Here is a 12,192-nt window from a genome sequence, read left to right as displayed (position 1 = left end):
TCAGGCAAGGGTCGACGGACGAGTCGGCCTGTACGCCGGGTTCTGTCCTCGGGCGCCTCGCGGCCTCCCGATGGGCGGTCATCCATCTAGGCCCGCCGTTGCCGGCGGGCTCGAGCGGTCCACCCGCAGGCTCGGGCGGGCAGCCCTCGAACGCCTGCGCAGGACGGCGTCCGGTCTCCCGGCCGCCGTCCCTTCTCGACCTTGCTCCGGGTGGGGTTTACCGAGCCGCACCGGTCACCCGGTGCGCTGGTGGTCTCTTACACCACCGTTTCACCCTCACCAGCCCTGTCTCCGGGGAGGCACTGCTGGCGGTCTGTTCTCTGTGGCACTGTCCCGCGGGTCACCCCGGGTCGCCGTTAGCGACCACCCTGCCCTGTGGAGCCCGGACGTTCCTCGGCGGCGGGGTCTCCCCCGCCGACGCGACCGCCCGGCCGACTCGTCCGTCGTGCCGACCAGTCTACGGACCTGCTCAGCGGAACTCCGGAGTCCGCGCTGCGGGCCCACGCGGACGCTCCTACGGTGACTGCGTCCGGCCGTAGCACTCCTCCAGTCCGGGGGAACCGCGCCGGGCGCCGCCGAGTCGCGGCCACCACGGGTGGCCGTGAGCCGGGGACCCACCGCACCACCGGGGTGAGTCCCGCCTCCCGAGACGCGGGAGGGGGTAGGGCGCAGATCCCCGCCCGAACCCGTCAGCTGACCCGGTAGGCGGCCACGGGAGAACGGAGAACCACCACGGGGTGCGCCGACGGCGCCTGCCCCGGCCTGCCCCGCACCCCCTGCGACCAGCGCCGCGACCTGCCGTCAGAGCCGGTCGCCGCGCCCCGACGGCCCCGGTCACCTGTCACGTCGGCCTGCCCCCGAGCAGCTGCCCGCGGCACGGCCGGCCGTCACGCAGGGTCCTCCCGCGACGGGTGCCCGCCTGAGTCCACGGCGGCACCGCGCGAACCGACGTCAGGAGCTCTCCTCGTCATGCCCTCGCACAGCAAGCGCACGATCCGCCGCGCCCTCACGGCCGGCGCCCTCGCCGTCGCCTTCGGACTGAGCGGCCAGTCGGTGGCCCAGGCCGACTGGGACGGCCCCCGCCGCGACTGGTCCCACGACCGCGCCCCGGCCGCGGCTCCCGCGCCCGCACCGGCCGCCGCCCCCGCCGCCGCGGCCGCGGTGTCCACGAACCTCACCGGCAGGCCGACCGCCACCTCGACGGCCTACAGCGCCTGGGCGGCGCACGTCCGCCCGGTCGTCGCCGAGGTCGCACAGCGGTTCGGCGTGCCCACCGTGCTCACCCGGCCCGGGCACTCCCCCACCCAGCAGCTCGCCGCGGACTTCATGGTCTACGCCGACTCCGGCAAGGGGAACGCCGTCGCCCAGTACGTCATCGACAACGCCGCGCGCCTCCACGTCGACTACGTCATCTGGAAGCAGCGGATCTTCGTCATCGGCAGCTCCGGCTGGCGGGGCATGGCCGACCGCGGGTCGCCCACCGCCAACCACATGGACCACGTCCACGTGAGCTTCAACCCCTGACCGGCCCGGACGCGGCCCCGGGAACCCCCCGGGGCCGCGTCCCCGTCAGCCGGCATACAGCACGAAGCCGCTCACCCGCCGGCCGTCGACGTCGGGGGTCACCATGTCGACCTGTCGCCGTGCCTGCTCCTCGACCGGGTCGGCCGACAGCACCTCCAGGTAGCGGCGGTGCTCGGCCAGCGAGGCCACCGCCCGGTCGACGACGTCGGTCACGTCGACGGTGTGCGTGACGCCCACCGGCGTCGAGACGGCGGTCCAGCGCACCCCGCGCCAGGGCTCCGGGTCGGCGAGCTCGGCGAAGACCCACTCGTCGGCCGCGTCGCCGACGGCGTCGAGCACCGCCCGGCCCAGCACCCGGTGGTCGGCGCTGTTCCAGTAGCCGAGCGCCGCGCCCGGCGGCGTCCACGTGTCGCCGAAGTGCAGGGTCACGACGAGGTCGGGCCGGTGCCGCCGGATCGCCGCCGCGATCGCCCGCCGCAGGTCCAGCCCCTCGGTCAGCCGCCCGTCGGGGTGGCCGAGGAACTCGACCACCGACACGCCGACCACCGCCGCGGCGGCCCGCTGCTCGCGCTCGCGCAGCGGCCCGGCGGCCTCCGGCGGCAGCCCGGCGATGCCGGCCTCGCCGCTGGTGGCCACCACGTACCGCACGTCGCGCCCGGCCGCTGTCCACGCCGCGACGGCGGCCGCGCAGCCGTACTCCACGTCGTCGGGGTGCGCGACGACGACCAGGGCGCGCTGCCAGTCGTCGGGGAACGCCTCCGCCATGCGGGCAGTCTGCTCGGGTCGGGGCGCTCAGCGGCCCCGGGCCACCCGCAGCGCCGCGGCGATCATCGGCGCCTGCAGCGGCAGCCGGACCACCGCCGCGGCCAGCAGCGCCGGCCGCCCGCGCGCCACCCGGAGGTGGTGCAGGTGCGCGGGCAGGAACGAGGCCAGCAGCCCCGCCGCGGCCCAACCCCCGGCCCGGCGGCTCGTCGGCGCGGCCAGCAGCGCCGCGGTGCCGACCTCGGCGACCCCGCTGCCGAGCACCCAGGCGCGGGCGTCGCCGAGCTCGGGCGGGACCAGCCACTCGTAGGTCCGCGGCCGCACCAGGTGCAGCACGCCGGAGCCGCCGAGGGCGGCGGCCAGCCAGGTCGCCGGGGCGGGGAGTCGCATGCCCCGACCGTAGGCTGGCACCCCGTGACGGCCGGCGACCTCCTGATCGCGGCCGCGGTGGCCCTGGGCGCGGGGGCGGTCAACTCGATCGCCGGCGGCGGGTCGCTGATCCTCTTCCCCACCCTGGTCGGGCTGGGCCTGGGCACGGTGGCGGCCAACGTCACCAACTCGGTGGCGCAGTGGCCCGGCTACCTCGGCGGGATGGCCGGGTTCCGCCGCGAGTACGCCGGCCAGCGCGCCCGGCTGGTGCGCCTCGGCGCGGTCTCGGCACTGGGCGGCGTCGCCGGCAGCGTGCTGCTGCTGACCACGCCGAGCGAGGCCTTCGACGTCGTCGTGCCGGTGCTGGTGCTGCTGGCCAGCCTGCTGCTCGCGGTGCAGCCGCTGCTCACCCGCCGGCTGCGCGACCGCGACGACGGCGCCGTCCGCGACCCGTGGTGGCTGTACCTCGCGCTGTTCCTCGCCACCGTCTACGGCGGCTACTTCGGCGGCGCGCTCGGCGTCATCCTCGTCGGGGTGCTCGGGACGGCGCTGCACCGGCTCCCGCTGGCCAACGCGCTCAAGTCGGCGTTCTCCGCGGTGACGGCGACGGTCACGCTGGTCGTGTTCGGCCTGTTCGGGCCGGTCGCCTGGCAGGTCGTCGCCGTCGCGGCGCCGGCCAGCCTGGTCGGCGGCTTCCTCGGTGCCCGGGTCGCCAGCCGCATCCCGGCGACGCCGCTGCGGGTGCTGATCGTCGTCTTCGGCGTCGCCGTGTCGGTCTACCTGTTCACCAGGTGACGTGCTGGAACGGCCCCGCTGCAGGGTCCCGCCGCGAGCTCGCGAGCGGCGAGGGGCAGCGGGGTCCTCCTACTCGCCGCCGCGGCCGGGCTCGCCGATGGCAATCATCGCCTCGACGGCGCGGCGGGCGCGGGCGGCGGTCTCCGCGTCGACGTCGACGGCGCCCTCGCCGGTGCGCAGCGTGTGCAGCAGCTTGGCCGGGGTGATCATCTTCATGTAGCGGCAGGCCGCACGGCTGTTCATCGGGATGAACGCCGTCCCGCTGTTGAGCGCCCGCAGCTGGTGCAGGATGCCGACCTCGGTCGCGACCAGCACCTGGCCCGACGACGTCCGCGCCGCGGCCTCGACCATGCCGCCGGTGGACAGCACGCGGGTGCGGTCGGCGGGCAGGTCGCCGTGGCTGACCAGGTCGAGCACCGAGGTGGTGCAGCCGCACTCGGGGTGCACGAGGATCTCGGCGTCCGGGTGCGCGGCCACCTGCGCGCGGACGTCGGCCGGGCTGATGCCGGCGTGCACGTGGCACTCCCCCGCCCACACGTGGATGTTGCCGCGCCCGGTCACGCGCTTGACGTGCGCGCCGAGGAACTGGTCGGGGCAGAACAGGACCTCGCGGTCCTCGGGGACGGACCGGATGACGTCGGCGGCGTTCGACGACGTGCAGCAGATGTCGGTCTCCGCCTTCACCGCCGCGGTGGTGTTCACGTAGCTGACGACGACGGCGCCCGGGTGCTGCGCCTTCCACTCGCGCAGCTGCTCGGCGGTGATCGAGTCGGCCAGCGAGCAGCCGGCGGCGTGGTCGGGCAGCAGCACGGTCTTGTCCGGCGAGAGGATCTTCGCCGTCTCGGCCATGAAGTGGACGCCGCAGAAGACGATCTCGCGGGCGTCGGTCTGCGCCGCGACCCGCGACAGGTGGAGGGAGTCGCCGGTGAAGTGGGCGACGTCCTGGATCTCGGGCACCTGGTAGTTGTGCGCGAGCACCACCGCACCGCGCTCGTCGGCGAGCCGGCGGACCTCCGCCGCCCAGCTCTCGTACTCGGCGGGAGACAGGGTGCGCTCGTCGCCGGCGACGGTGGGGGTGGCGGGCGCGATGGTCGCGGTCACGGGGCTCCTCGGAGGGCGGGGTAGCTCATCGTCCCCGGGGCGCCGCGGCGGGCGGCGGCGGGGTGTCCCGTACAACACCGGGCCGCCCGGGCCGCTTCCCGTCTGGCGCCGTCCCGACGCCGTCAGCGGCGCACGTCGTAGACCAGGTGGGTCACCCGCCTGCCCTGGACCACCACCGGGTCCTCGAACTGGATCTCGGGCGGGCCGCCGGCCCCGAAGTACGGCCGGCCCGAGCCCAGGACCACCGGGACCAGCGCCAGCACGACCCGGTCGACCAGGCCCGCGCGCAGCGCCTGCCCGCCGACGTCCCCGGCGCTCACCGTGACGTCCCGGTCGTCGGCGAGCTCCCGCGCCCGCTCGATCGCGGTCGGCACGTCGGGCGCGAAGGTGAACGGCGCGGTGCCCCGGTGCGGCCAGTCGTCGGCCGGCCGGTGGGTGACCACGACGACGTGCTCGCCGTTCGGGGGGACGCCGCCCCAGCCGTCGGTGAGGTCGAACAGCCGACGCCCGCACACCATGACGCCCACCCGGGTGGCCAGGTCGGTCAGGAACTCCGCCGTCTCCGCCGTCACGCGGAAGGGCCGGTCCGGGTCGCTGAAGGTCATCTCGACGTCCCCGTTGCCGTACCAGTCGAACAGCGGCCCGGGCATGTCGTCGTCCCGCCCGACGTACCCGTCCAGCGACACCGCCGCGAACAGCAGCACCCGGCCCATGGCGCACCTCCTCGTCCCCGGCTCCCCGGCGGAGCCGTCCGCAGGAGGGACCGGCGGGCGCTAGTCAACTCATCGGTTGAGTACCGCGAGATCGGCGCTCTCGTGGCGATCAGCTCCCGATGGCCACGGGACCGCCGATCTCGCGGGGCGTCCTACCGCAGGTGGGCGGTGTCGTTCACCAGCCGGACCGAGGTGCGGCCGTCGGAGCTCCACGCGACCGTCGACAGCGACGCCGCCTCGAGGAACACCCGGTGCACCACCTCGTCGCCGGCGCCGAGGCCCGCGGCGAGCAGCAGCTTGATCGGCGTCACGTGGCTGACCACGAGCACCGACCTCCCGGCGTACCGCTCGAGCAGCCGCTTCCGGGCGCGGGCGACGCGGCGGCTCACGTCGGCCACCGACTCGCCGCCCGGCGCGGCCACGGTCACGTCGGCCGTGAAGCGGCGGGCGGCCAGCGGGTGCCGCTGCTGCGCCTCGGTGGCCGTGAGCCCCTCGAGGTCGCCGAAGTCGAGCTCGACCAGGTCGTCGTCGAGCTCCACCGGCAGGCCCAGCGCGGCCGCGACGGTCTCGGCGGTCTCTCGCGTGCGGCGCAGCGGCGAGGCGACGACGACCTCGATGCCCAGCTCCTTCGCCCGGACGGCGGCCGCCTCGGCCTCCGCCCGCCCGGTGGCCGACAGCGGCAGGTCGTTGCGGCCGCTGTACCGGCGCTCGGGGGTGTGCTCGGTGCGGCCGTGGCGCAGCAGGTGCGTGACCGTGGTGACGACCGGGGCGGGCTCGGCGGCCGGCTGGACGTCGTCCTCGGCCACCGACGGCTCGGCGGCGGCGTCGCGGTGCACCGGCCGGCCGTCCATCGCGCTGTTGGCCAGCGCGTCGGCGGCGCCGTTCTGCGCGCGCGGCACCCAGGTGTAGCGGACGCTGCCCAGCCGCCGGGCGATGTCGCGGGCCTGGACGGCGAGCTTCTGCATGTCCGGGTGCTTGATCTTCCAGCGCCCGGACATCTGCTCGACGACGAGCTTGGAGTCCATCCGCACCTCGACGTCGGCGCCCGCGTCGAGGTCGAGGGCGGCCTGCAGCCCGGCGACCAGGCCGCCGTACTCGGCGACGTTGTTCGTGGCCCGGCCGACCGAGGCGGCGCGCTCGGCGAGCACCCGCCCGGTGGCGGCGTCGCGGACGAGCGCGCCGTAGCCGGCGGGACCGGGGTTGCCCCGAGAGCCGCCGTCGGCCTCGACGACGAGCTTCCGGCTCACAGGCCCGACTCGGCGGTGCGGACGAGGATGCGGCCGCAGTTCTCGCAGCGGACCACCTCGTGCGGGTCGGCGTTGCGGACGGCGGCGAGTTCCTTGCCGAACAGCTCGATCCGGCAGCCCTGGCACTGGCGGGCCTTGAGCATCGCCGCGCCGGTGGTGCCGGTCTGGGTGCGGATGCGGTCGTAGAGCGCCAGCAGCGGGGCGGAGATCTCGCCGGCGACCTCCGCGCGCTTCGCCTCGTGCCGGGCGGTGGAGTCGGCGATGTCGGCGAGGGCGTCGTCGCGCAGCTGCTCGGCCCGCTCCCGGTCGGCGACGGCGGAGGCGCGGCCGGACTGCGCGTCGGCGAGCGCGGCGTCGGCGGTCTCCCGGCGCTCCATCAGCTCGAGCACCTGGTCCTCGAGGTCGGACTGCCGCCGCCCGAGCGACTGCAGTTCCGACTGCAGCGAGGTGATCTCCTTCGGCGTCGCCGCCCCGGAGTCGATCCGCGACCGGTCCCGGTCGGCCCGCTGCCGGACGGTGTCGACGTCGGCCTCGAGCCGCTTCTGCTCGCGGTCGAGGTCGCGCACCTCGGTCTCCGCCCGCACCTCCGCCTCGGCGAAGGTGCGCTCGGACTCCGCGGCGGCCTCGACCGCGGCGACCTCCGGCAGCGTGCGCTTCCGGTGGGCGAGCTGGGTGAGCGCGACGTCCTCGTCGGCCAGGGCCAGCAGCTTCTGCTGCTCGAAGTGGTCGGCCTTCACCCGCTCAACCTACCGGGGCCCCTCGCCTCGCCCCGGCCCCGTCCGGAGGGTCGTCCCGGGCCTGCGAGGGACGAGAGGGACGGGGTCCCTCACCTGCGACCCGTCGCCTCCCCCGTCGCGCCGCGGGCCGTGCCGGGCGGCGCGGACTCCAGCGGGTCGGGCAGGTCGCGGAAGGTGGGGTCCTCCCGCTCGGCGGTGTAGTCGCTCTCCGCCGTCCCGTCGACGCCGTCGTCCACCTTGGCCGCGCGCAGCGCCATCGTCACCAGCACCGTGACCAGGAGGTTCACCAGCAGCGCGAGGAAGCCCGCGTAGACGCTGGACTGCGAGTCAAGGCCGAGCTTGGACAGCGCGAACGCCGACCCGCCGAAGTGCTCGCGCAGCACCGTGCCGTCCGGCGCCAGCCGCGGGACGTTGTAGAGCATGAGCAGGCCCGCGGCCATGCCCGCGACCCACCCGGCGATGAGCGCGCCGCGGTGCAGCCACCGGGTGTAGAGACCGAGGGCGACCGCCGGCAGCGTCTGCAGGATGATCACGCCGCCGATGAGCTGCAGGTCGATGGAGAACTGCGGGTCGATGAACAGGATCGCCGCGACCGCGCCGACCTTGACCACCAGCGAGGTCACCTTGGCGACCTGCGCCTCCTGCCTCGGCGTGGCGTCCTTCCGCAGGAACTCCTTGTAGATGTTGCGGGTGAACAGGTTCGCCGCGGCGATCGACATGATCGCCGCCGGCACGAGCGCGCCGATGCCGATGGCCGCGAAGGCGATGCCGGCGAACCAGCTCGGGAACATCTCCTGGAACAGCACCGGGACGACCGTGTTGCCGTCCTCGCCGATCGGCGTCACCCCGGCCGCGATCGCCATGAAGCCCAGCAGCGCGATGAAGCCCAGCGCCAGGCTGTAGACCGGCAGCGCGCTCATGTTGCGCTTGAGCACGTCGCGGTTGCTGGCCGCCAGGACGCCGGTGATCGAGTGCGGGTAGAGGAACAGCGCGAGCGCCGACCCCAGCGCCAGCGTCGCGTACTGCCACTGCCCGGTGCCCGGCAGCAGCACGCCCGCGCCGGTGCCGGCGGAGAACTTCTCCTCGGCCGCGCCGAAGATCACGTCCCAGCCGCCGAGCTTCACCGGGATGACGATCACCGCGACGATGATCGTCAGGTAGATGAGGGTGTCCTTGACGAACGCGATGAGCGCCGGCGCGCGCAGCCCCGAGTTGTAGGTGTAGAGCGCCAGGATCACGAACGCGACGATCAGCGGGAGCTCGCCCTCCACGCCCATCGCCTTGAGGATCGCCTCGATGCCGACCAGCTGGAGGGCGATGTACGGCATCGTCGCGACGATGCCGGTGAGGGCCACCAGCAGCGCCATCGTCGGGGAGTCGAACCGGGCGCGCACGAAGTCCGCCGGCGTCACGAACCCGCGCACGTGGCTGACCGACCACAGCCGGATGACGACCAGGAACACCAGCGGGTAGATCACGACCGTGTACGGGACGGCGAAGAACCCGGCCGCGCCGGCGCCGAACATCAGCGCGGGGACGGCGACGAACGTGTAGGCGGTGTAGAGGTCACCGCCGAGCAGGAACCAGGTGATCCAGGTGCCGAAGCTGCGCCCGCCCAGCCCCCACTCGTCCAGGTGCATGAGGCTCTCCGCCCGCCGCCAGCGCGACGCGACGAACCCCATGACCGTGACGACCAGGAACAGGACGATCACGATGGTCAGCTCGACGACGTTGACCCCGTCCACGGCTCAGCGCTCCCGGTCCCGCTCGATGGCGGCGCGGGCGGCGGCCTGCTCCGCGGGGCTGCGCCGGGTGGCCCGGTAGACGACCACGGTGGTCAGCACGCCCAGCCCGACGAACAGCAACTGCACCCAGTAGAAGAACGGCCAGCCGAACAGGGTCGGCTCGACGCGGTTGTAGAACGGCACGATCAGCGGCACCACGATCGGCACCAGCAGCAGCCAGTTCCAGGGGCTGCGGTCGCTCCTCCGGGGGGCCGCACCTCCCGTCGGCGGTCGTTCGGCGGTGGCCACGGCGCCCTCCCCGGTCTCAGCCGGCCGCGCGGGCCGGGTCCCCTCCAGCCGACCGGCCCCGGTGCACCGTCCACGGGTCGGTGCGGCGCCGGGAGGCGACCGCCTCGACCCTGCCGGACAGGTCCGTGGCCAGCACGTCGGCGACCACGGGGACCCAGGGCCACTCGGACGCGAAGTGTGCCACGTCACACGAGGCCGGGCCCGCCCGCTCCCCGGACTCGGACACCGGGTGGTGCCGGAGGTCGCTGGTCAGCAGGACGTCGGCGCCGGCCGCCGTCGCCGCGGGCAGCAGCGAGCCGCCGCTGCCCCCGCAGACGGCGACGGTGCGCACCGGCCGGTCCGGGTCCCCGGCCGCGCGGACCCCGCCCGCGGTCTCCGGCAGGACCTCCGCGGCGAGCGCGGCGAAGCCGGCCAGCGTCGTCGGCCGCGGCAGCTCCCCCACCCGGCCGAGCCCGGCGCGGGAGCCGGGCGCCACCGGCTGCAGCGGGCGGGTGCCGGTCAGCCCGAGGGCGGCGGCCAGCGCGTCGTTGACGCCGGCGTCGGGGGCGCGGTCGGCGTTGGTGTGCGCGACGAACAGCCCGCAGCCGGCGCGGACAAGCCGGTGCACCAGCCGGCCCTTCGGGTCGTCGGCGGGGACGCCGTGCACCGGGGTGAGGAACAGCGGGTGGTGGGTGACCAGCAGCCCGGCGCCGAGCTCGAGCGCCTCGTCGACGACGGTGGCCACCGGGTCGACGGCGACCAGCACGCGCTCCACCGGCTCGGCGGGGTCCCCGCAGACCAGGCCGACGGCGTCCCAGTCCTCGGCGAGCGCCGGGTCGTAGCGGGCCTCCAGCGCGGCGACGACCTCGCCCAGGGTGGCGGTCACGGGCGCCGACGCTAACCGAGCGCCGTCCCGCCCGCCGCGGCCGCGGGTGGCAGGCTCCGGACCGTGGCGGAGAGATCGCTGCGCGCACCCGCGTGGCTCGAGGAGCTGCTCCGCACCACTCCCCCACCCGTGCCGTGGCGCGACGTCGTCCGGTTCGCCGTCGTCGTGCCCGCGCCGCTGGCCGTGGCCCTGGCCGTCGGCGGGCAGCCGGCGCTCGGCGCCGGCGTCTTCGCCACCACCGGCGCGCTCGCGGCCACCCTCGCCCCGCAGGGCGGCCCGCTGCGCGACCGGCTGCGCCGCACCGCCGCCGCGGTGGGCCTCGGCGCGGTCGGCCTGGTCGCCGGGCAGTTCGCCGGCGGCGGCGGCGTGTGGCCGGTCGTCGTCGTGGCGGTGCTGTCGGTGGCCGCGGCGGTGATCAGCGCGGTCAACTCGGCGATGTCGCTGGGCGCGCTGCAGCTGCTGGTCTACACCGCGCTGGCGTCGGGGCTGGTGACGCCGCTGCCCGCGGCGGCCGAGGTGGCGTTCTTCGCCGCCGGTGCGGCCTGGGCGACGCTGGCCACGCTGGTGCAGGCCGCCACCGAGCCCAGCGACCCCGACCGCAGCGCCGTCGCCGCGGTGTTCACACGGATCGCCGGGCTGCTCACCGCCGTGGGCACCGAGGGCACCGAGGACGCCCGCCGCGAGCTCACCACCGCGCTCAACGCCGCCTACGACCGGGTCATCCGCACCCGCAGCCTCGCCGCCGGGCGCAACCGGCAGCTGTCGGAGCTGGCCGGGGTCCTCAACGCCGCCGCCCCGCTGGTGGAGGCCGCGGTCGCCGCCGCCCGCACCGGGGTGCACGCCGACCCGCACGACGTGACCGCGGTGCACGCCCTCGCCGCCGCCGTCTCCGGCACCCGCGAGCTGCCCGCCGAGCGCCCGCCCGCCCTCGACGACGGGCCCGCCGTCCGCCGCGCGGTGCGCCACGGGGTGCGGCTGGCCTGGGCCGTCGTCGGCGACCCCGAGGAGCGCGCCGGAGCCGCGGTCACCCCGCCCCGGCCGTCCCGGCGGGAGCGGCTGCGCGACCTGGCCGACCGCACCCTCGGCAGCACCGACACCCGCGAGTTCGCCGTCCGGTTGACGCTGTGCATGACCCTCGCGGAGGTCGCCCGCCAGCTGCTGCCCATCGAGCGGCCCTACTGGGTGCTGCTCACCGTCGCGATCGTGCTCAAGCCCGACTACGGGTCGGTGTTCACCCGGGCGGTGCAGCGCGGCGCGGGCACGCTGCTCGGCGTCCTCATCGGCTCGCTGCTGCTGTCGGTGCTGCCCCGCGACGGCTGGGTGGTGGTCGCCATGGCCGTCGCCGCCGGGCTGCTGCCGTGGGCGCGCGGCGCCAACTTCGGCCTGTTCTCGGTGTTCCAGACCCCGGTGATCATCCTGCTGCTCGACCTCGCCGTCCCCGGCGGGCCGGAGCTGGTCGGCGCCCGGCTGGTGGACACCCTCATCGGCTGCGCGATCGTGCTGGTCGCGGGCTACCTGCTGTGGCCGCAGACCTGGCGGGCGCCGCTGGAGGACGCCCTCCGCACGGCCACGCTGGCGCTGGACGCCTTCGTCGGCGCCGCGTTCGGCGCGGACCCGGTCGCGCGCCGCCGCGCCCGCCGCGCGACCTACCGGGCGCTCACCGAGCTGCACACGCAGCTGCAGCGCCGGCTGGCCGAGCCGCCGCCGATCAGCACCCGCGCCGCGGCCTGGTGGCCGGTCATCGTGCAGCTGGAGCGGACCGCCGACGCCGTCACCGAGGCGGTCATCGCCGTCAGCGGCGGGGAGCCGGAGCCCGACCCGGCGCAGGTGGCGGTGCTCCGGCGGGCGCTGCGCGAGCTCGAGGACGACGTCCGGGCGCACCGGGTTCCCGACGACGCCGAGATCCACGCCGACGGCGTGCTCGCCCCGGTCGCCCGCGAGGTCGACGCCGCCCGCCGGCTGGTCCGCGACGCCGCCCCCGGCCGCCGTCCCGAGACGGCCGCGCCCGGCGGCTGAGTCGCCGGTCCGCGGCGGCTGCGCTGTCAT

General features: G+C 75.9%; 12 protein-coding genes, 1 other RNA gene and 1 riboswitch. Of the genes, 3 read left to right on the top strand and 10 right to left on the bottom strand.

The window, feature by feature from the left end:
• Window positions 1-15: 15 nt before the first annotated feature.
• Window positions 16-439: RNase P RNA component class A (rnpB, locus tag ACI8AA_RS02560), an RNA gene on the bottom strand.
• A 134-nt stretch (window positions 440-573) separates the two neighbouring features.
• A riboswitch (cyclic di-AMP (ydaO/yuaA leader) is annotated at window positions 574-720 on the top strand.
• A gap of 249 nt (window positions 721-969) precedes the next feature.
• Between rnpB and ACI8AA_RS02555 the strand changes: the two genes are divergently transcribed.
• Window positions 970-1,524 carry a hypothetical protein gene (locus ACI8AA_RS02555; protein ID WP_457042944.1) on the top strand — a complete coding sequence of 185 codons (555 nt, stop codon included), beginning with the start codon at window positions 970-972 and terminating at the stop codon, window positions 1,522-1,524.
• Window positions 1,525-1,569: 45 nt separating this feature from the next.
• Here ACI8AA_RS02555 and ACI8AA_RS02550 read toward each other — a convergent pair whose 3' ends face one another.
• Window positions 1,570-2,289, bottom strand: a complete 720-nt coding sequence (locus ACI8AA_RS02550) for a PIG-L deacetylase family protein (RefSeq protein ID WP_457042943.1) — start codon at window positions 2,287-2,289, stop codon at window positions 1,570-1,572.
• A gap of 27 nt (window positions 2,290-2,316) precedes the next feature.
• Window positions 2,317-2,676, bottom strand: a complete 360-nt coding sequence (locus ACI8AA_RS02545) for a DoxX family protein (protein WP_457042942.1) — start codon at window positions 2,674-2,676, stop codon at window positions 2,317-2,319.
• 24 nt (window positions 2,677-2,700) lie between these two features.
• Between ACI8AA_RS02545 and ACI8AA_RS02540 the strand changes: the two genes are divergently transcribed.
• Window positions 2,701-3,450 (top strand): sulfite exporter TauE/SafE family protein, encoded by a 750-nt coding sequence (locus tag ACI8AA_RS02540; RefSeq protein ID WP_457042941.1) that lies wholly within the window; start codon window positions 2,701-2,703, stop codon window positions 3,448-3,450.
• 69 nt (window positions 3,451-3,519) lie between these two features.
• Here ACI8AA_RS02540 and nadA read toward each other — a convergent pair whose 3' ends face one another.
• The 7 genes from nadA to ACI8AA_RS02505 form a co-directional block, all read right to left on the bottom strand.
• Window positions 3,520-4,551, bottom strand: coding sequence for a quinolinate synthase NadA (gene nadA, locus ACI8AA_RS02535; RefSeq protein ID WP_457042940.1), 1,032 nt, complete (start codon window positions 4,549-4,551; stop codon window positions 3,520-3,522).
• Between the two features lie 122 nt (window positions 4,552-4,673).
• A complete protein-coding gene (locus ACI8AA_RS02530; protein ID WP_457042939.1) occupies window positions 4,674-5,264 on the bottom strand; it encodes a dihydrofolate reductase family protein in 591 nt (196 codons plus the stop codon).
• Between the two features lie 152 nt (window positions 5,265-5,416).
• Entirely contained in the window at window positions 5,417-6,511 is a 1,095-nt protein-coding gene (locus tag ACI8AA_RS02525) for a bifunctional RNase H/acid phosphatase (protein WP_457042938.1), read from the bottom strand.
• Window positions 6,508-7,248, bottom strand: a complete 741-nt coding sequence (locus ACI8AA_RS02520) for a zinc ribbon domain-containing protein (RefSeq protein WP_457042937.1) — start codon at window positions 7,246-7,248, stop codon at window positions 6,508-6,510. Before ACI8AA_RS02520 ends, ACI8AA_RS02525 begins: the two co-directional genes overlap by 4 nt.
• A gap of 89 nt (window positions 7,249-7,337) precedes the next feature.
• Complete coding sequence (gene mctP, locus ACI8AA_RS02515) at window positions 7,338-8,993, bottom strand: monocarboxylate uptake permease MctP (RefSeq protein ID WP_457042936.1); 1,656 nt, start codon at window positions 8,991-8,993, stop codon at window positions 7,338-7,340.
• Between the two features lie 3 nt (window positions 8,994-8,996).
• The gene (locus tag ACI8AA_RS02510; protein WP_456929568.1) at window positions 8,997-9,281 is read right to left on the bottom strand and encodes a DUF3311 domain-containing protein; all 285 of its coding nucleotides are present in this window, start codon (window positions 9,279-9,281) and stop codon (window positions 8,997-8,999) included.
• A 16-nt stretch (window positions 9,282-9,297) separates the two neighbouring features.
• Window positions 9,298-10,146 (bottom strand): Nif3-like dinuclear metal center hexameric protein, encoded by an 849-nt coding sequence (locus ACI8AA_RS02505; protein WP_457042935.1) that lies wholly within the window; start codon window positions 10,144-10,146, stop codon window positions 9,298-9,300.
• Between the two features lie 63 nt (window positions 10,147-10,209).
• Here ACI8AA_RS02505 and ACI8AA_RS02500 point away from each other — a divergent pair, with 63 nt between their 5' ends.
• The gene (locus tag ACI8AA_RS02500) at window positions 10,210-12,162 is read left to right on the top strand and encodes an FUSC family protein (protein ID WP_457042934.1); all 1,953 of its coding nucleotides are present in this window, start codon (window positions 10,210-10,212) and stop codon (window positions 12,160-12,162) included.
• Window positions 12,163-12,192: the final 30 nt, after the last annotated feature.

This window comes from Geodermatophilus sp. SYSU D01180 (assembly GCF_054050415.1).
The sequence above is the reverse complement of the archived record's forward strand: the minus strand, read 5'-3'. Positions and strand labels throughout refer to the sequence as shown.